Consider the following 19,374-nt stretch of genomic DNA (forward strand, 5'->3'; position numbering starts at 1 on the left):
ATTCGCACGCCGCCACTTCAGCAGACAACAACGCGGTGCATCAAGACACCGGACCCGTGGGTCCGTAGGACCCTTCACGCCTCATGTTTGGAGATAACCGATGAGTCAATCACTTGCCCGCGCGCTCGACCCGAGTTCAAGCACTGCCGCGCACGACGATCTGCTGTATCGCAAAGTATCGCTGCGTATCGTGCCGTTTCTGTTTCTCTGTTATGTCGTGTCGTTCCTGGATCGAATCAACATTGGCTTCGCGCAATTGCAGATGAAGCACGACCTTGGTTTCAGCGACGCCATGTACGGTCTCGGCGCAGCCGTGTTCTATATCGGCTATGTGCTGTTCGAAGTGCCCAGCAATCTCCTGCTTTCGCGATTCGGCGCACGCCGCACGTTCACGCGGATCATGCTGCTGTGGGGCGTGGCGTCGGTTGGCATGATGATGGTGTCGACGCCCGCGCACTTCTATCTGCTGCGCTTCATGCTTGGCGTCTTCGAAGCCGGCTTTTTTCCGGGCATCGTACTTTATTTGACCTATTGGTATCCGGCGCGCCGACGCGCGGCCGTGCTGTCGGTTTTCTTCGCGGGCGTTGCGGTTGCGGGCGTGCTCGGCGGCCTGGTGTCGGGCTGGATCATGCGCGATATGGGCGGCGTGTTGGGTCTGTACGGCTGGCAGTGGATGTTCGCGATTGAAGGAGCGCCGGCCGTAGTGTTGGGGCTCGTCGCCGCGTTTTATCTCGTCGACGGACCGCAGCACGCAAAATGGCTTACTGCGGGCGAGAAAGCGCAACTGATCGCCGAACGCGATGAGAACCGCACCGCATCGTCGCATTCATCACACTCGTTCATGCAGGCTTTGCGCAATCCGCGCGTCTACCTGTTTGCGTTCATCTATTTTTCGCTGACGTGTGCGTCGTTGACGCTCAGTTTCTGGATGCCGTTGATGATTCGCGACTTCGGCATTCGCGATGTTCTCGCAATCAGTCTTTACAGCGTCATTCCGAATGCAATCGGTGCGGTTGGTCTCGTGCTGATCGCGCGTCATTCCGACCGGCGCGCAGAGCGTCGCCGGCATTTCGCGGTATGCACGATTGGCGGGGGCATCGCGCTGTCTCTTTTGACGCTGCATTTAAGCAGTTTTCCGGCGATGCTCGCGATTCTGTCGCTCGCAACATTGTTGATCTTCTCTGCGTTGCCAATCTTCTGGACCGTGCCGTCGAGTTACCTATCAGGCGCTGCGGCGGCGGGCGGCATAGCGTTGATTAGCAGCATCGGTATTACGAGCGGCATTGTCAGCCCGTGGGTGATCGGGCTGATCAAGGCGCACACCGGCAGCATGGATAGCGCGCTTTATATATTGACGGTATTGCTGTTCGCGAGCGGTGTCGCGCTGTTAATCGGCGTGCCGAAAGAAGCAAAGAGCGCGTGAAATCCCGCCGTGCAGAAGGGGAATCATCATGTAGAGTCGCGGTAATTCCACTGCGCTCAGTTCTTCCGATGTCTGACACCATCGAACCGCTTCCACTCCAGCATCAAGGGCCGCCCGACGTTTCGTTGTGGCGGATCGATCTGCGTTTCGACATGTCGCTCGATGCCGCACGTTTCGCGTGCCTCAGTCACGACGAGCGCGAACGAGCGCACAACTTCCGCCAGCGTGACGACGGGCTGCGCTTCGCCTCAACGCGCGCGGCGTTGCGCGAGTTGCTCGCGCAACGCATGGGCGTCGAAGCTCACGCTGTGCGCTTCGCACTGGACGCAAACCGGCGGCCACGGCTCGCGGATTCGACAGCGCCCGATTTCAATGTGTCCCATGCGGGAGGCTTTGCTTTGATCGCGATGTCGAATGTTCGGCGCGTCGGTGTCGATATCGAACAGCACAGCGACAGATTTGACTGGCGTTCCATCATGACGCTGACGCTCGACCCAGATGAAGCGGCGTGGATCGAGCGCCTCGATCCTTCCGAACAGATGACCGCGTTCTACGACGCATGGACGGCGAAGGAAGCGCTCGTCAAAACAACGGGCGTCGGCATCACGCGAGGCTTGCAGCATCTCGCCGTACTGCCGCGCGAAGGCAATCGCGTGATGTTGCGTAACGCCATCGCGCACGACATGCGTGAGATCTCCGCGCAATGGATAGAGGCGCCGCATGGCTATGCCGCTTGCGTTGCGTGGTCGCTGTCGGCGTCGATGCCGTAGCTTGCGCAGTAACACGCGGACTGTCAGCACGTGCGTTGCCGCGCATCACAATGCAACTCAATGCAACTAACTGTCAGCCCCGCACCCCGCCTCCCGATATGATGACAAAGCGCGACAAAGCCGGGCACCAGAACCGCTTAGCGGCAATGCTTCTCCATCCACACTAGGCCATGCCGACACATCCGTCCGACGCTGCCGCACCTCCCATAGCCGACCACGCGGCGCAGCGCCTCCCTATGTTGATGCTGGCTGCCGCGTTGTCGCTGGGGAGCGCAATTGCGCTGGGCCTCGCGCGCTTCGCCTACGCGCTGCTATTACCGTCGATGAAACTGGACCTCGGCTGGACCTTCGCCGAAGCCGGGGCAATGAACACTGCGAATGCGCTCGGCTATCTGCTCGGAGCGCTGGCGTTTCCGCGACTCGCGCGTCGCTGGCAGGCAGACAAACTGTTCGTGGCCGGCTGCGTAGCCACCGCGTTTCTCATGGCGGCCAGCGGCCTGCTTGCCGACACTAATTCGCTGCTTGTGCTGCGCGTGATCACTGGCGCGAGCAGCGCTGCGGTTTTCATTAGCGGTGGCGTGCTCGCCGCGCGGCTTGCGTCGGCGAGTCCGCGCGATGCGGGCCTCGTTCTGGGCTTGTATTACGGGGGCACGGGATGGGGCATTGTCGCTTCGTCCGTACTGGTGCCGTTGACCATTCTCAACCGTGCGCACGGCTGGCAGTTTGCCTGGTTTGCGTTGGCTGCCGCATGCGCGGCATTCAGCGTGGCCGCCATCGGCGCGGCGCGCAAGATCGAGGGCGTGCACGCGGTGGCGGCAACGGCACCGGCGCACTTGGGCAATACAGACGACGCCCCGCGCTGGCCGCGTTTCGCTCGTGCGCTCGGCGGCTATGCGCTGTTCGGCGTCGGCTATATCGGCTACATGACGTTCATTGTCGCGTTGTTGCGCAACGCGGGCATGAGCGCCACTGTCGTCACGGGTTTTTATCTGTTGCTCGGCGTCGCGACGGTGCTTTCCGCGCGCCTGTGGTCAGGGCTGCTCGACCGCATGCGCGGCGGTCAGGCGCTCGCCGTGCTCAATGCGTTGCTTGCGGTCGCGACGCTGTTGCCCGCGCTATTCACGCAACCGTGGATCGCGTTCGTATCGGGCGCGCTGTTCGGCGCGACGTTCCTGTCCGCCGTCGCATCGACGACGGCGTTCGTGCGCCACAACCTGCCGACTAGCCACTGGGCAAAAGGCATCAGCGCATTCACGATCGTCTTTGCATTTGGGCAGATCGTTGGGCCGATGGTTATCGGCTGGGTGTCCGACGGAGCAGGTCTCGCTCGCGGCCTCATCTATTCCGCGCTGTTGCTGGCGGGCGGCGCTGTGCTCGCCGCATGTCAAAGACCGCTGCGTCGGAATTGAATGCGTGTATTGACCGGGAGCGGTGTCGCCTTATACCTGCACGGACGGAATGCTCTTCATGCAGCGCAGCGCAAACATCGAGCGGCTATGACGAATGCCCGCGATCTTATATAGCTTCTCGCGCAAGAAGCGCTCATAACCTGCGGTGCCATCGACGGCGACCTTGACCAGGTAATCGTAATCGCCCGACACAAGGTACGCTTCGAGAACTTCGGTGAGTGTCGCGAGCTCGGCGCCGAAGCGCGCGAGTGCATCGTCGTCGTGACGGTCGAGCGTCACTTCGAGCAGCACGATGTCGGCGAAGCCGAGCTTCTGCTGATCTAGCAGCGCGACATAGCCGCGAATGTAGCCTTCGTTTTCCAGTTGACGTGTACGATTCCAGCATGCCGTGGTCGACATGCCGACCAGTTCCGCCAGCTCCGCGTTGCTTAAGCGCGCGTTCTTTTGTAATGCGCGCATGATCCTGCGATCCTGATTGTCCAGCGCGCGATTTTTGGGGCTCATGGCCGACCCGGAAGGTTGTTCGTCTAACCTTGATTCTATCGGAAGAACGTCCCGAGAGGCGCAACGTCGCGTGGCGTATTCGGAAGCCTATCCAGCACGGTGGCCGGTATATTTTCAGGGTGCATTCGTGCCCGGGACAACCATCAGGCTCGACGCAAACGGGCCACTTGCGGCCACAAGCTGCTATGGGTGATCGCTGCCTTTACCGAAGGCGGCATGAGAGAAACTGCGACGCTACCGTATCGCAGCGAATGCTCGCTCTGGCACGAATGCATGTATCGCACATATCGCACGTACAGCATGTATCGCACGTATGGCGACGAGCGTCGCGAGCCGCAGCTAGACCCGCATTAGAAAACGCGCGGCCACATAAGGGCCGCGCCACGGGACAGGTCTCACGAGATCAATGGAAGATGAGGTACAGAATTACCAGCACGATTACCGGAACACCGAGAAGCCAGCCAAGTAGGTAAGGCATGATGTATCTCCTTTCGTATAAGGTTGGAACACGAAGGAGATTGAGCATCGCGCGTGCCCGGGTTATTTCCGATCGCTGCATGTGGGCGTCGAGCGCGCGCGAAAGCCCCGTAAATCAAGGCAAATTCTCGCGTAACACGATGCTGAACTGCACCGGCTTCACGTCGCTCGTTGCATCGCGCTTATCGCGCACGTTGCGGAAAATGCGCAAACAGTTTCCCACCATTGCCTGCGGAGTCTGTGTGATCAATGCATCCATTGTTCCGTCGATTAGCAACGCGCGCGTGTCCGGCGTCAGGCCATGTCCTACGAAAAGAATCTTCTGATCCGAGCGCGCTTCGACGATTGCGCGCGCCACGCCATCCGATCCGCCGCCACTGTTGTAAATGCCGGCGAGGTCCGGATGCTGCTCCAGCAGCCTTCGCGTCTGCACATAATTGCGCTCGCTGTCGTCCTGTCCTTCTCGTAGTCCGATTACGCGCACTTGCGGGAACGTGGATTCGATCAAATGAAGAAAACCGATCTCACGTTCTTCATGTCCGCGATAGTTGAGGCTGCCCGCCAGCATCGCGATCTTCCCGCTGGGCCGCGGACCCATGAAACGCCCGAGCAACAATGCGGCTGTGCGTCCCGCTGAACGATTGTCGATACCCACGTAAGCCAGCCGCCGCGCATTCGACAGATCGGAAATCAGCGTGATCGCGGGCACGCCCTGGTCGGCCAGCGCATTGACTGCATCGCGCACCACAGGGTGCTCGAGCGCCATGAACACCACGCCATCCGCGCGTTGTCCGTAATGCAGCAGACGGTCGGCCAGTTCTTTAGGGTTGAAACTTTCGACGTAATGGACGCGGCACTTCATGTCGAGCGCATTCCATTGATCGTGCGCGAAGTCGATATAGTCGCCCAGCATGTGCAGATAGCGATTCGTGCCGGCGGGCAGCAGAAACGCGATGCGCATGGGTTTGGAGGCGGGCGTGGCAGGCCCTTCTTGTGTGAGCAGATAGCCGAGTTGCGCAGCCGCCTGCAACACGCGTTGTGCAGTGACGGCGCGCACGCCTTCGCGGCTGTTGAGCACGCGATCCACTGTGGCCGTGGAGACGCCCGCAGCGCGCGCGATGTCCGGAATGCGGGCACGCGCAGCGGCGGCAGAGTTAAGCGGATCGGGCATAACCGTCCTTCGCAGGTTGGAAGTCCATCAAAAACCATCAAGTTCGCGGTTTGACAGCGATTGCCGCGCACGCCTAGTCTTGCAGCTGTCACGCGACGACTCAACGCACCTGATCGGAAGTCAGCACGTTGCCAGCAAGTGATGATGTGTTTTGATGGATGGACAGTCACATCAATTATAAGCAAGGAGACACTCAAATGACCAACCTCGCGAGACGCGCATTGCTGCGTGCCGCAGCCGCCGCTCCCGTGGCCGGCGCGCTCGGATTTCCGGCGATCGTGCGTGCTGCATCCGGCCCGGAGTTCGTGTTCAAGTACGGCAATAACCTGCCGCTTACGCATCCACTGAACGTTCGCGCGCAGGAGGCGGCCAATCAGATCCGCGAGGCGTCGAAGGGGCGCATGGAGATCCGCATATTCCCCAACAACCAGCTTGGCGGCGATACGGACATGCTCGCGCAGGTGCGTAGCGGCGGCATTGAAATGTTCACGCCCTCAGCACTCGTCGTATCCACGCTCGCGCCGTCAGTCGCGATCAACGCCGTCGGCTTTGCGTTCAACGACTACAACCAGGTGTGGGCCGCAATGGACGGCAAGCTCGGTGCCTATGTGCGCGCGGCGATGCAGAAGGCCGGGCTCGAATCGTTTGAAAAGATGTGGGACAACGGCTTTCGTCAGACGACCACCAGCAACGGGCCGATCACGAGCGCGCAGAACATGCGCGGTCTGAAGATTCGTGTACCGGTGAGCCCGCTCAGCATCGACATGTTCAAGGGGCTCGGCGCCGCACCGACCAGTTTGCAGTTCAGCGAAGTGTATTCGTCGCTGCAAACTCATATTGTCGATGCGCAAGAAAATCCGTTGCCAATCGTGCAGGTCGCAAAACTCTACGAAGTGCAGAAGTATTGCTCACTGACCAATCACATGTGGGACGGCTACTGGTTTGTACTCAATCCGCGCGCATGGCAGCGTCTACCGAAAGACCTGCAAGGCATTGCAAGCGATGCGTTTAATCAGTGCGCGTTGAAGCAGCGCGAAGATGTACGCAAGCTCAACGACGCGGCCGTTGCCGATCTGCAAAGCAAGGGTCTTGCGATTAACCGGCCCGCGCCTGATTCGTTTCGCGCGGCGTTGCGTCAAGCGGGTTTCTACGCGCAATGGAAAGACAAATTCGGTAATCAGGCGTGGGACCTGCTCGAACAATCGGTCGGCAAACTGGCCTGATGCAACATCGCGCGGGCAAGCATCGGACTACGCGCGGCGCCCCGCCGCGAGGAGATAGCAGCATGTCGAATCACGCATTGAACGCAGCGCAAGCCTCTGTGCCGTTGCCGACGGTGAGCACGCCGCGCCGGTGGCTGAAGGCGCTCGACCGTGGTCTGATTTCGGTCGTCGAAGTGTGCGCGGCGTTGCTGCTTGCTGTGGAAATCGTGGTCATGCTGGCGGGCGTGGTATCGCGCTACGCGTTGCATCAGCCTCTGGTGTGGTCGGATGAACTGGCCGGCATCCTGTTCCTTTGGCTCGCCATGTTGGGCGCTGTTCTCGCATTGCGGCGCGGCGAACACATGCGTATGACCGCGCTCGTCAGCCGGTTATCCACGGAGCGTCGCGCCTTTGTCGATACGCTGGCCATCGCCGCCTCGGTCGCATTGCTGGCACTACTCGTCGCGCCCGCTTATAACTACGCGTCCGGCGAAGCGGCCATCGTCACCCCTGCTTTGCAAATCAGCAATGCGTGGCGTGCATTTGCATTGCCGATTGGCGCCGCGCTGATGCTGGTCGTCGGCCTGATGCGGCTTGCGCAGACTAGCCGGATGCGCGACGTCGTTATTGCGCTGGCGATCGCGGCGCTTCTCGGCGCGGCGGCGATATGGGCGGGACCGTGGTTCCAGACGCTCGGCAAGTCGAATCTGATCATCTTCTTCGTGGGCGTGGTTGCTATCGGCATCTTCTCCGGCGTGCCAATCGGCTTTTCATTCGCGCTGGCCACGTTCGGTTATCTAGGCCTTTCGACCTTCACTCCGCTGGAAGTAGTCGTGGGGCGCATGGACGAAGGCATGTCGCATCTCGTGCTGCTGGCGGTGCCGCTCTTCGTCTTTCTCGGTCTGCTCATCGAAATGACCGGCATGGCGCGCGCGATGATCCAGTTCCTCGCGAGTCTTGTCGGTCACGTGCGTGGCGGTCTGTCGTTTGTGCTGATCGGCGCGATGTATCTTGTGTCCGGCATCTCCGGATCGAAAGTGGCCGATATGGCAGCCATCGCGCCCGTGTTGTTTCCCGAGATGAAAAAGCGCGGCGCGTCCGAGGGCGACCTGGTCGCGCTGCTCGCCACCACCGGCGCGCAAAGCGAAACCATTCCGCCGAGCATCGTGCTGATTACGATTGGCTCCGTCACAGGGCTTTCCATTTCCGCGCTCTTTACTGCAGGCATGTTGCCGGGCGCCGTGCTTGCGCTCGTTTTGTGCGTCGTCGTGTGGTGGCGCTATAGGAAGGAAGATCTGAGCGGCACGCAACGTTTCAGCAAGCGGCAGATAGGCCGGCTGTTCATCGTGTCGCTGCCGGCACTGGCGTTGCCATTCGTGATCCGGGCCGCGGTGGTCGAAGGTGTCGCGACTGCCACCGAAGTGTCGACTATCGGTATTGCGTACTCGATGCTGATCGGCCTCCTGATCTATCGGCGTTTCGAGTGGCGACGCCTTCCCCGCATGCTTGTCGATGCAGCCACATTGTCGGGCGCGATTCTGTTCATTATCGGCTGCGCCACAGCAATGGCATGGGCGCTTACGCAGTCTGGCTTCTCGCAGGATCTTGCCCAATGGATGGGTGCAATGCCCGGCGGCGCATACGGTTTTCTCGCGGTGTCGATCGTCGTGTTCGTGATGCTCGGCAGCGTACTCGAAGGCATTCCGGCGATTGTGCTGTTCGGACCGCTGCTGTTTCCGATCGCGCGGCTTGCGGGCGTGCATGAAGTTCACTACGCGATCGTGGTGATTCTTTCGATGGGAGTGGGCCTCTTCTCGCCGCCGTTCGGCGTGGGCTATTACTCGGCGTGCGCGATCAGCAAGGTCAGTCCCGACGCAGGCATTCGTCCTATTGTCGGCTATATGGGGGCGTTGATCGTGGGGCTGATTGTCGTGGCCGCCATACCCTGGATTTCAACCGGCTTTCTCTAACTGCTGTCTTTCCGTTCGACCTTCGGGCGCTGCGTTTTCTGCCGCGCCGGGGAGTTGCTCGTCTATCAATAATTGCTGCGTGGGGAGATTTTCATGAGTCGATTCTTTGGCGAGATTCGCCAGGCGGGGTACGTGGTGCGCGATATCGAGGCCGCCATGGATTACTGGAGCCGCGTGCTCGGTGTGGGACCGTGGTTTTACAACGAGCGAGTGCCCATTGAGAATTACACCTATCGCGGGCAATCATACGAAGTTCATAGCTCGGTTGCGCTCGCCAACTCTGGGCCGCTTCAAGTCGAGCTGATTCAGACGAGAAACGAGGCGCCCTCCATGTATCGCGACTTTCTCACCGCCGGCAATACAGGGCTTCAGCACAACGCATACTGGACAACTTCGTTCGACGCCGACCTCGCGCGTTTGCAGCAGCAAGGCTTCAAGGTTGCGATGAGCGGCGAAGTCGGCCGCAATGGCCGCTTCGTGTACTTCGATACTGAGAATCATCCGGGAACGGTGATCGAGCTTTCGGAGATTGCGGGACCAAAGGGGAAGCTCTTCGACATGATCTACGCGGCCTCACGCGATTGGGACGGCCGTGAGCCGGTGCGCCGCTTTCCCGATTTGAGCACGTTATGACCGGCACACAAGAGCCGCATGGCGGCGATCGCGATTCGCTCGAAGCCGATTATCTGATCGAGACGCCGCTTGCTCCCGCGCGCGTCGCCGAAATCATGGCTGGCGAGCAGTCTAGCGGCACTTTCGTGCGCGTGGCCAACGAAACCGACGCATTGCGCGCGCGAAGCCGCGCAAGCGTGCTGCGCATCGACGAACTGGAACCCGCGGCGCAACCGAGCCTTCATAGCGCATGGCTCGCACGGCAGGGCGCGCACGGACCCTGGCGGCGCGCGCGCGTTACGCTGTCTTTTCCGCTTGCCAACATTGGCGCTAACTTGCCGACGCTCGCCGCAACCGTCGCGGGCAATTTATACGACCTGGGCGAAGTCACCGGCATGCGGTTATTGTCGCTGCGTTTGCCTGCGTCTTATCGCGCACTCTTTGAGACGCCGCGTCATGGTGTGAAGGGTACGCGTGCGTTGACTCAGGTAATCGACGGGCCGATGATCGGCACCATCATCAAGCCGAACGTGGGTCTGAGTGCGCAGGAAACCGCGGCGCTCGTGCGCGAGTTGTGCGAAGCAGGCGTAGATTTTATAAAGGATGACGAAGTAAGCGCCAACCCCGCGCATGCACCGCTTGCCGAACGGGTGCGCGCGGTCATGGCCGAAGTGCGTCGCTATCGCGAACGCAGCGGCCGCCCGGTAATGGTCGCCTTCAATATCACCGACGACCTCGACGCGATGCGTCGCCACGCTGAACTGGTGGAGCGAGAGGGCGGCGCGTGTGTGATGGCGAGCATCAACTGGTGCGGCTTTTCCGCTATTCAGACGCTGCGCCGCGCCACGCCGTTGGTGCTGCACGCACATCGCAACGGCTACGGCATGATGTCGCGCGATCCCTCGCTCGGCATATCGTTTCAGGCTTATCAGACGCTGTGGCGTCTGGCGGGCGTCGATCATATGCATGTGCATGGTCTCGCCGGGAAGTTCGCGCAGAGCGATGCCGAAGTCATCGAATCCGCACGCGACTGCGCGACGCCGCTCGCTCCCGGCTGCGACGACACGGTATTGCCGGCGTTTTCTTCAGGACAGTGGGCAGGTACCGCACAGGCTACGTTCGATGCCGTGCAATCCACCGACTTGCTGTTCATGTCCGGCGGCGGCATCCTCGCGCATCCCGATGGCCCTGCGGCCGGTGTCACGAGTGTCAGGCAGGCATGGGCCGCAGTGCAAGCGCGCACGCCTGTGCCCGTCTACGCGGAGCGCATGCCGGAACTGCGGCGCGCGCTCGAGTTTTTCGGTGGCCGCGGGTGAACACACACAACGACGACACGAGCAGCGGCGATATCGCTGGCGGCCCTCAATACGCGTTTTACGGCGACGACTTCACCGGCGCGACCGATACGCTCGCGCATCTGGCACGCGCCGGATTGCGCACCATGCTGCTGTTAGCGCCACCGGACCCAACGCATCTGGGAAAGCTTGGCCCGCTCGATGCGATTGGCGTGGCGGGCGCCGCGCGGACGATGTCGCCGGATCAGCAGCGCGCGGAGCTGACACGTGTCGGTCAGGCGTTTGCCCAACTCGGCGTGCGGGTGATGCACTACAAGGTGTGCTCGACTTTCGACAGCGCGCCGCGAACGGGCAGCATCGGCGTGGCGATTCGCACGTTGCGCGAGTATTGCGAGAACCCGCTTGTCGCCGTGATTGGCGGACAGCCCAGTCTGCGGCGCTATTGCGTGTTTGGTGAGTTGTATGCAGCGGCGGGCGCTGACGATGGCGAATCGTCCATCTACCGGATCGATCGTCATCCGACCATGAGCCAGCATCCCGTTACGCCGATGAGCGAGGCGGACCTGCGCGTGCATCTGCAGCGGCAGGGCGTGGATAACGTGCAATCCATCGACTGGCGCTGCTATGCGGCAGGCGACGCCGCGCTGCAAACAGAGCTGGAACGCCGGCTCACTTTGCGGCCCGATGCGGTGCTATTCGATGTACTCGACGATTCGCATCTTCAAACGATTGGGCGTTTGCTGGCGAATCAGGCGAGAAGCGCCGCGCCCCTCCTTGCGGTGGGCGCGAGCAGTGTCGCGCAGGCGTATGTCTCCGCGCTCGCTCAATCGGCCGCGAGTGGAGCAACGGCGCAGCGTGAACAGTTGGCTCGTGCGCGCAGTCCGGTATTTGTGCTGGCGGGCAGCCTGTCGCCGTTGACCGAGGTGCAGATTCGCGCCGCGCGCTCATATCGCCACATCGAACTGGACCCGCTGCAGATGACGGGCGAATCGGCACATAGCTATCTAATGGCGCAAGTGGCAGCAATCGCCGCCGCGTTGCGCAGTGGAAGCAATGTACTGGCCTTCACGTCGCGGCGCGAACCGAGCGCTGTTGAATCGTCCGGCGCGTTACCTCGGCTTGCTCACGCTTGTGCGGTTCTGTTGAGGCAAGTGCTCGACGCGGAGAAATTTCAGCGTGTCGGCATTGCGGGCGGTGACACATCGAGTATCGCTGTGCGAGCACTCGGCGCATGGGGTCTGTCATATCTTGCGCCGCTGTCGGCTGGGGTGAGCGTGTGCCGTGTCCACGCCGACAATCCCCAACTGGATGGCATCGAGCTAATGCTCAAAGGCGGTCAGATGGGCGAGGTCGATCTTTTCGAAAAACTGCTGGAAGGTCACGGCGACAACGACTGTACTGACGTCTAACCATTGTCGGCAAATCCCGGATACAACGTCATGCCGCCGTCGACAAACAGCGTTGTGCCCACAACGTAGTCGCTTTCATCCGATGCAAGCCAGACGGCAGCCTTGCCAATGTCTTCCACTTCGCCGACGCGGCCATAAGGGATCAGTTGCAATAGTTTGTCGCGCGCCGCACTTGTGTCCCACGCGTCCCGATTAATCTGGGTGCGGATCGCGCCGGGCGCAATCGAATTAACGCGGATGCGTTCCGGCGCCACCTCCTGCGCGAGTGACTTCATGAACATCTGAATCCCGCCCTTGGACGCGGCGTAGTTGACATGTCCGGCCCACGGAATCACCTCGTGGACGGAACTCATGCAGATGATCTTGCCGACCGCTTTCGATACCGACGTCGGTCCGCGTCGGCGAAATTCTTTTACGGCTGCCTGAGCGGTGAGGAACTGCCCAGTGAGATTGGTGGCCAACACCGTTTGCCAATCTTCCAGCGTCATTTCCGCAAAAGCGCTGTCCTTCTGCAAACCGGAATTGGCGACAACGATATCCAACGTGCCGAAGCGAGCGCGGCACGCTTCGAACATCGCGTCGACATCAGCGGGATTCGACACATCCGCTTTAACCGCGATTGCGACGCCGCCGGATTGATTGATTTCGTCGGCGAGCTTCTCGGCCGATTCAGCGTGCGAATGATAATTCAGAGCGACGGACGCGCCCGCATCGGCGAGCGCCTTTGCAACGCCATAGCCGATGCCCGAGCTTGCGCCCGTGACCAATGCGAATTGATTGGCGAGTAACTTTTCCATCGCAATTCCTTGGGGGTTGAAAGTGCCTTTTGTCTAAGTACGAATATAGCGAGGCCGCCGGATTTGCGCGCAGTTCACTGCATCGCGATCCGGCGGCCTGGCCTGCGTGGACTTATTGATGATGTGACCGCATCAGGGCTAAACGACGCCGGCGACAAGCAGCACGATCACGACGATGAGCACGATACCGAGACCACCCGTCGGCGCATAGCCCCATGAACGGCTATGCGGCCACGTCGGCAACGCGCCAATGAGGAGAAGAATCAGCACAACCAGAAGAATAGTTCCCAACATATATGACCTCCGCTTGGTTGATGGAGCTGCCTATCTATGACTCACGCACGCTTGATTGGCGTGCGTGGGACCAGGCAGCGTCGTCAACCTGCTTGAGCAAGCGTCGTGCCCAACGTGGAAACGCGGGGCCGGTCACGCGCGCCGGCTACGCTCACATACCGGTTGCAGGCGCGGTGCTGACGCGCGACGCGACGATGTCCGCGATGAACGCAAGGGCGAGCGCGACGGCGCCACAAGCAAAGATCAGCGCGTAGTTGTTATGCGAGTGCGAGAACAGGTACGAGTAGCCATAACCACCGAGCGCCTGGAAGAGCGCAAATGCGGTGGTCGCACGGCTCCACGACGCCCGTTGCTCGGTGTGATCGTGCGGCACGAGTTCGTGAATGCGACCGAGCGCGAGCGGAACGATACCGGGCGTAAAGACGCCGAGAATCACAGTCGACAATCCGAGAACCCATGCATTGCCGGAAAGCGCGAGCATTGCAACGGCTACCGCCTGCAGCAGCAGCGCAACGCGATAAGCCTTGCCGTAACCGATCCGATGCGCAACGTTGCCTGCAATGACTGGTCCGACGATCGCGGCAAGCCCATACAGCACCCAGTAGTCCGCGCCAATTGCCGCACCTCGACCGAGGCCGCGCGCCACATAATCGACAAGCAGGATCATTGCCGGCACGAGACCGAGCGCGTTCGCTGCATATTGCGCATACAGCACACGCAGCCCGAGATTGCTGGCGTGTGAAGCGTGACGATTGCCGGCTGCTGCGACCGGTGCAGGCGGATTGGTCGACGGCCAACCGAACCAGCTCACCGCGGTCAATGCGAGCGCGACTGCGCCGAGACCGAGCCATGTGGTTCTCAGCCCAAAGTGCAGCAGTTCAGGTATCAGCGTTCCGGACGCTGCAATGCCAAGGCCCAGTCCGAGAAAGATCATGCCGCTGACGAAGCCGCGGCGCGGCGCGGGAATGTGCGGAAGAATAGAAGTCGCGACGAGCACCATGATGGCACCGCCGGAGATGCCCGAAAGCAGACGCCACGCGAAGAACCAGCTGATCGAGAGCGGATATGCGCAGGCGAAGAAGGCTGCGGTTACAACAGCCATCAGCAGACGCAATGCGGTACGGTTCGATAACGCCGACGCAAGCGGTCGGCCGATCAACGCACCGATCAGATAGCCCGCGAAATTGGCGGCGCCGAGTGTCACCGCTTGTGACGACGTGAACCAGTGCGCCTGAATCAGTGACGGAATCAGCGGCGTGTACGCAAAGCGCGCGAGTCCGATTGCGACGAGGCTGCCGCACAAGCCGGCGAGCGTCGCGTAGAGCGAACGGGCGTCGAGCGATGTAGAGCCCGGAGAGGTCAATGAGGGCGCTGAAGACATGACGATTCCTTTACCGGCCAACGTGCTGAACGTGGATTCGGCTGTGGGTAAAAATGCGATGGTGTGCGCCCGTTAGGCGCGTGACTTAGACGCCGCCGTGTTTGGCCGGTATCGCTGGCAAGCCGAGCAGCGCGAGAGCGGTTGCGGCAGCGCTCGTCAGCACTTCTCGTTGCGGATCGACCCGCGCTAGCACGCGCATGCCTAGTACTGTGGCGAGCAGATGAGTGGCCGCGTCGGCGGGCGACACGGTGGCCGCGATTGCGCCGCCCTTCTGCGCGGCGACAAGGCAGCGATAAAAGAACTCGCGGATCTCGGCTATTTCGGTCGCGACGAGCTTACGAAATGCTTCGTCCTCCGATGAAATTTCGAGCGCCGAATTAACCAGCATGCAGCCACGTTTGTGCGGATCGGCGACAGAACGCTCGATTGTCTCGTCGAAGAAGCCGGTAATGGCTTGAGCCGGCGGCACCGTGCTTTCGAAGCGCCTGATGCGCTCGCGCAGCGTGCAGTCCAGGTAGTGCTCGAGCGCGCGCAGATACAGCCCGCGCTTGTCGCCGAATGCGTTGTAGAGGCTCGGCTGCGTGAGACCCGTCGATTTGACGAGGTCGCGTGTGGAGGTGGCCTCGTAGCCCTTGAGCCAGAAGGTCGCGCTTGCTGCTTCGAGCACCTCTTGCTCGTCGAATCCGCGGGGTCGCGCCATGATCCATGTCCTTTACCGCCTGTGCGGCGGGTTCTGTATCGAACGATATAGAACGGGATTATATATCGATTGATACAGAACGCAAGGGCAATTTAACCGGCGCGCGTCTGGACCGCCGCGCCCCGCCAGCAAGGGCGCGGCGCGGCGGTTTCCAATTGCGGACATCTCACGCGTCCTACAGATAGGTGCCTTTGATGCGCCCTTCGAAGATGGCAGTGTTGATGTCGAAGTCGTCGACGTGGCCCGAGGCGCCGCCATCGACTGTGACGGCGACGGAACGGCCCCCGCGCACGAGTTTCATCTGCTCGGCGTCGAGCGTGGCTTCCTCGCGCGCCGCGTCGGCGCCGCGGGGCAGGTCCTTGATAATGACGGTGGATTTCATGGCGATACTCCTCGAAGTGGGCGGGCGAGCACGGCAAGGTGCTCGCTTCTATTTTTGCAAGGTGTATGCCAATTTTCGTTCGATGAACGCGGAAGCTGTCATCTCGTCGGCGACGCCGCGCCAGGCAACGATATGCGCGGCACGGCCGCAAGAAGCGCATTGCGATGAGCGAAAGACCGAAGCGAAGTGTGCGGACGTATCCCACATTTCACGTCCGCAATGTTGGGCAGTGCTGCGGAAAGGTCCGCGCACTGCGCCTCGCGCGACAAAAACGAAAGCGGCACGCGTCGATGACGCATGCCGCCGCACTGCTGATGTGAAAGCGAATCTAGCCGCGCCGCTTATCGCGCGTAGCAGCTACTTTTCCGATGGCCTGATGCGCGGCCGGAAAGCCGGGCGGATACTCGACGACCCGCGCGGCAACCGGCACGAGTGGCGCGGCGCGCGTCAGGCGCGTGCCGATGCGTGCACCGCCGACAATGGCGGCCATTGCCTCGCGGTCGAGTTCGACGCTGTCAGTAAGGTCGTTGATGAGAAGTCTGGCCATGGTGTGTTCGCCGAAGAAGCCGCGTGCTACGACCGTTCACCGGTCTCGTCTGCGCGCGCGGATGGGGTCAAGTGTGCTGAGGTCTCGTCGCGCTACAAGTATAGGAAATCTGTTTTGTGCCTGCCTGGCGGATATGGGCAGGCGACAGTAGGGAGGCACACGGTCCTTCGTTGCCGCCGGGACGTTGACGTTGGCGATGCCGATTAGACCGCCTGCCGAGAGCAGCCTGGCGCCGCCGGACACCCGCTTACCTTCGGTGGGCGGCTGAGTTCGCGGACTCGGGAACGTCGCGAATCATGAGGGATGACATGGTATTTCTCCAAAGTGACGCGGAACAAAAAAGCGACCGGCGCGAGGCGAAGCGGCATGAAAAAGCGGCCGCTTCGCCTCGCCGCTTATCGCACGTGGACGTTATTGCTCGCAACGTTGTTGGCGTTCAATCCGAGCAACCTGTCTGCTCGAGCGTCACTAATGCATGGCGTGTGCCAGATTTAGTAAAGGTTCCTAACAAAAGTATCGGCGCCCTTATGACTTTGGCTTGCAGACCGACTCGCCGGATTTACGGATCTTCGCTGCGGCCAGCGCAGTCGCAGCGAGCGGTGGCACTCTCCCGACAACGCGCGCGATTCTGTTGGAGCGCGTCCGACATCGGCCGCTCATGCACCGCGCGGGGCAATCCTGGTTTGCGAAAGCGCAGGCCTGGAGCTAGTATCGAAGCGGCACATGTAACTGGTTACGACAGCTTTCCTATCGGCCACGGGAGCCTCGGTCATACGCGATCGGGGTCTATGGCAGCGGCGGCATCTCGCACAAAATGGCTAGCCTTGCGCGTGTGATTCACGACTTCCAGAACGGCGAGCTGTCCCGTGACGAGTTCGTCGCTCAACTCGACAGCACGTTGGTGACCGAAGGCCTCGGTCCCGCGCAGCTGCTGGATATGCTCGGCGCCGCGCATCGTAAAGCGCCGCTGCCCGAAGACATTTATGTCGAAGTGCGGCGGCGTATCGAGCAGTTGCGTGTGTCGAATGTGGCCGCCGGCGGCGACGAAACCGGCATCCAGACTACGGTTGAAATTCCATCGGTGCGCTCGGCAGGCGCAATGCCTGCAGGCACCGGCGCGAGTGCGCCTAACGCATCCAGCGGGTTAGGCCATGACCAGATCAAAGGCACCGGCGACACACTGAACAACCGCTTTGTACTCGAAGAGTGCCTGGGCGTCGGTGGAATGGGTACTGTTTACAAGGCTCTCGATCTGCGCAAGCTGGAGGCGTCGGACAGAAAGCCCTATCTGGCGATCAAGGTTCTCAACGTCCAGTTTCGCGGCAATCCGAATTCGCTAGTTGCATTGCAGCGCGAGGCACGCAAGGCGCAGGTGCTCGCGCATCGCAACATCATCACGGTGTACGACTTCGATCGCGATGGGCCTATCGTCTATCTGACGATGGAGTACTTATCCGGCAAGCCACTCAGCCAGTTGCTGCGCACGCCGGGCTATCAGGGCATGCCTGTACGCGCAGCGTTGCCCATTGTGCGTGGCATGTGCAGCGCGCTCGCGTATGCGCACGAACGCGGTTTCGTGCATTGCGATTTCAAACCCGCCAACGTCTTTCTCACGACGAATGCCGAAGTCAAAGTGATCGACTTCGGCATTGCCCGCGTGTTTCAGCGCCCGGAGGAAGAGAGCGATGCAACGGTCTTCGATCCGGGGAGCCTCGGCGCGCTGACGCCCGCGTATGCGAGCCCGGAAATGATCGAGCATCGCGAGCCCGATCCGCGTGACGACATTTACGCACTGGGCTGCATCACGTATGAACTGTTGACCGGGCATCATCCGTTCGACCGGTTGTCCGCCACGCAGGCGCGCAACGCAGATTTCAAGCTGCAGCGGCCAGCGAATCTAGATACTAGGCAGTGGCGCGCGCTGCGCGCCGCGCTTTCGTTCGACCGCGCGACGCGCATGCCGAGCGTCACGCGCTTTATCGCGGAGTTCGACAACGAAGCGCGCGCCGAGAAATCCGGCACGTTGGCGAAGGCGGGGCTTGCGGGCTTCGCGGTGATTTGCGCCGCGGCCGTGGGCGTGTACGCGTGGAAGTCGGCGCCGAATCGTCAAAGCCAGGCGCAGTTGGGCGCGGGCTCGTCGCAGGGACGCGTCGATCGGGGCGTCTCGTTGTCCACGCAATCGAGCGCAGCGGGCGTGGTGTCGACTGGTTCGTCAACGAACGCCTCGACGAACGCACCAACGACTGCGCCGACGAACGCGTCGACAGCTGCCGCACCGCCCGCATCACCCCCGGCTCCAAAGCCCGCATTGACGCTCGCAGCCGTGACGCCGATGCTCGCGCAAGTGCCGTGTTCGGCGCTAGCTGCATCGACGCAAGACCACACGTTGACGGTGCGCGGCTATGTCTCCCAACGCTACGGCGCTGCGCGCCTGAAAGATGGGCTGCGGGCGCTTCCCGGCGTGGATGACGTGAAACTCGACGTTCAGTCCGTCGCGGACGATAAATGCGATACCGTTAAGCCGCTCGCGCCGTACTGGACGCAGAATTGGCAGGCCGGTCACATCGCCGGCTTGCAGGTGCGTCCCCCGAGCGGTCAGTTGAGTGAGGGCGATCCGCTGGTTGTCGACGTGAGCACGCCCGGCTATGACTCATACGTGAACCTCGACTATTACCAACTCGACGGTAACGTGGTTCATATGGTGCCAAGCCCGCGCGCGAAGGACAATCAGGCGCCGCCGCATTATTCGGCGACGATCGGCAGCGCAGGCGACTGGGTTATTTCCAAGCCGTTCGGCTCGGAGATGGTCGTGCTTCTGATCACGCCCGCACCGCTATTCGACAAGCCGCGGCCCGAAGCGGAATCACGAACCGATTATCTTCGGGCACTCGACGCGCGCCTCGCCCAGATCGGCGCAAAGTATGGCCGGGAGCGGATCGTCGCTGACTTCGCGCCGATCACCACGAAGCCTCACGCGCCATAAACTGCGCGCGCACTTCAGCTCAACCGTGAAAGCGGTTGTAGCAGTGCA

17 protein-coding genes are annotated in these 19,374 nt (G+C 61.3%); 9 read left to right on the forward strand and 8 right to left on the reverse strand.

Features of this window, described 5'->3' with window-relative positions:
* Positions 1 to 100 precede the first annotated feature (100 nt).
* The 3 genes from ACTJLB_RS15260 (at position 101) to ACTJLB_RS15270 (ending at position 3,602) form a co-directional block, all read left to right on the forward strand.
* The gene (locus tag ACTJLB_RS15260; protein ID WP_440783746.1) at positions 101 to 1,423 is read left to right on the forward strand and encodes an MFS transporter; all 1,323 of its coding nucleotides are present in this window, start codon (positions 101 to 103) and stop codon (positions 1,421 to 1,423) included.
* Positions 1,424 to 1,491: 68 nt separating this feature from the next.
* On the forward strand, positions 1,492 to 2,193 hold the full coding sequence (locus tag ACTJLB_RS15265; protein ID WP_440783747.1) for a 4'-phosphopantetheinyl transferase family protein: 702 nt from the start codon (positions 1,492 to 1,494) through the stop codon (positions 2,191 to 2,193).
* Positions 2,194 to 2,363: 170 nt separating this feature from the next.
* On the forward strand, positions 2,364 to 3,602 hold the full coding sequence (locus ACTJLB_RS15270) for a YbfB/YjiJ family MFS transporter (RefSeq protein WP_440783748.1): 1,239 nt from the start codon (positions 2,364 to 2,366) through the stop codon (positions 3,600 to 3,602).
* 30 nt (positions 3,603 to 3,632) lie between these two features.
* Here ACTJLB_RS15270 and ACTJLB_RS15275 read toward each other — a convergent pair whose 3' ends face one another.
* Together ACTJLB_RS15275 and ACTJLB_RS15280 are read right to left on the reverse strand one after the other, a co-directional pair.
* Entirely contained in the window at positions 3,633 to 4,106 is a 474-nt protein-coding gene (locus ACTJLB_RS15275; protein ID WP_027778161.1) for an Lrp/AsnC family transcriptional regulator, read from the reverse strand.
* Positions 4,107 to 4,698: 592 nt separating this feature from the next.
* Positions 4,699 to 5,754, reverse strand: coding sequence for a LacI family DNA-binding transcriptional regulator (locus ACTJLB_RS15280; protein WP_440783749.1), 1,056 nt, complete (start codon positions 5,752 to 5,754; stop codon positions 4,699 to 4,701).
* A 197-nt stretch (positions 5,755 to 5,951) separates the two neighbouring features.
* Here ACTJLB_RS15280 and ACTJLB_RS15285 point away from each other — a divergent pair, with 197 nt between their 5' ends.
* The 5 genes from ACTJLB_RS15285 (at position 5,952) to ACTJLB_RS15305 (ending at position 12,242) form a co-directional block, all read left to right on the forward strand.
* A complete protein-coding gene (locus tag ACTJLB_RS15285; RefSeq protein WP_020068817.1) occupies positions 5,952 to 6,977 on the forward strand; it encodes a TRAP transporter substrate-binding protein in 1,026 nt (341 codons plus the stop codon).
* Positions 6,978 to 7,039: 62 nt separating this feature from the next.
* Positions 7,040 to 8,926: a TRAP transporter large permease gene (locus tag ACTJLB_RS15290; protein ID WP_440783750.1), complete on the forward strand. Its 1,887-nt coding sequence runs from the start codon at positions 7,040 to 7,042 to the stop codon at positions 8,924 to 8,926.
* 93 nt (positions 8,927 to 9,019) lie between these two features.
* Positions 9,020 to 9,559 carry a VOC family protein gene (locus ACTJLB_RS15295; RefSeq protein WP_440783751.1) on the forward strand — a complete coding sequence of 180 codons (540 nt, stop codon included), beginning with the start codon at positions 9,020 to 9,022 and terminating at the stop codon, positions 9,557 to 9,559.
* Entirely contained in the window at positions 9,556 to 10,854 is a 1,299-nt protein-coding gene (locus tag ACTJLB_RS15300) for a ribulose-bisphosphate carboxylase large subunit family protein (protein WP_440783752.1), read from the forward strand. Before ACTJLB_RS15295 ends, ACTJLB_RS15300 begins: the two co-directional genes overlap by 4 nt.
* Positions 10,851 to 12,242, forward strand: a complete 1,392-nt coding sequence (locus ACTJLB_RS15305) for a four-carbon acid sugar kinase family protein (protein ID WP_440783753.1) — start codon at positions 10,851 to 10,853, stop codon at positions 12,240 to 12,242. The genes ACTJLB_RS15300 and ACTJLB_RS15305 overlap by 4 nt, the downstream gene beginning before the upstream one ends.
* On the opposite strand, the gene ACTJLB_RS15310 is transcribed toward ACTJLB_RS15305, so the two are convergent.
* The 6 genes from ACTJLB_RS15310 to ACTJLB_RS15335 all read right to left on the reverse strand — a co-directional run bounded on the left by ACTJLB_RS15310 (position 12,239) and on the right by ACTJLB_RS15335 (position 16,343).
* On the reverse strand, positions 12,239 to 13,039 hold the full coding sequence (locus ACTJLB_RS15310; RefSeq protein WP_310070373.1) for an SDR family oxidoreductase: 801 nt from the start codon (positions 13,037 to 13,039) through the stop codon (positions 12,239 to 12,241). The genes ACTJLB_RS15305 and ACTJLB_RS15310 overlap by 4 nt on opposite strands.
* 138 nt (positions 13,040 to 13,177) lie before the next feature.
* Positions 13,178 to 13,333 (reverse strand): DUF3309 family protein, encoded by a 156-nt coding sequence (locus ACTJLB_RS15315; RefSeq protein WP_020068823.1) that lies wholly within the window; start codon positions 13,331 to 13,333, stop codon positions 13,178 to 13,180.
* Positions 13,334 to 13,484: 151 nt separating this feature from the next.
* Positions 13,485 to 14,714: a YbfB/YjiJ family MFS transporter gene (locus ACTJLB_RS15320; protein WP_440783754.1), complete on the reverse strand. Its 1,230-nt coding sequence runs from the start codon at positions 14,712 to 14,714 to the stop codon at positions 13,485 to 13,487.
* An 85-nt stretch (positions 14,715 to 14,799) separates the two neighbouring features.
* The gene (locus tag ACTJLB_RS15325; RefSeq protein ID WP_131317854.1) at positions 14,800 to 15,414 is read right to left on the reverse strand and encodes a TetR/AcrR family transcriptional regulator; all 615 of its coding nucleotides are present in this window, start codon (positions 15,412 to 15,414) and stop codon (positions 14,800 to 14,802) included.
* Positions 15,415 to 15,589: 175 nt separating this feature from the next.
* Complete coding sequence (locus ACTJLB_RS15330; protein ID WP_204523222.1) at positions 15,590 to 15,796, reverse strand: hypothetical protein; 207 nt, start codon at positions 15,794 to 15,796, stop codon at positions 15,590 to 15,592.
* 328 nt (positions 15,797 to 16,124) lie between these two features.
* Positions 16,125 to 16,343 carry a hypothetical protein gene (locus tag ACTJLB_RS15335; RefSeq protein WP_020068828.1) on the reverse strand — a complete coding sequence of 73 codons (219 nt, stop codon included), beginning with the start codon at positions 16,341 to 16,343 and terminating at the stop codon, positions 16,125 to 16,127.
* An 814-nt stretch (positions 16,344 to 17,157) separates the two neighbouring features.
* Here ACTJLB_RS15335 and ACTJLB_RS15340 point away from each other — a divergent pair.
* A complete protein-coding gene (locus tag ACTJLB_RS15340; protein ID WP_440783755.1) occupies positions 17,158 to 19,326 on the forward strand; it encodes a protein kinase domain-containing protein in 2,169 nt (722 codons plus the stop codon).
* The last annotated feature ends 48 nt before the right edge of the window (positions 19,327 to 19,374 follow it).

Source organism: Paraburkholderia sp. 22098 (genome assembly GCF_052045935.1).
Taxonomy (GTDB): domain Bacteria; phylum Pseudomonadota; class Gammaproteobacteria; order Burkholderiales; family Burkholderiaceae; genus Paraburkholderia; species Paraburkholderia caledonica.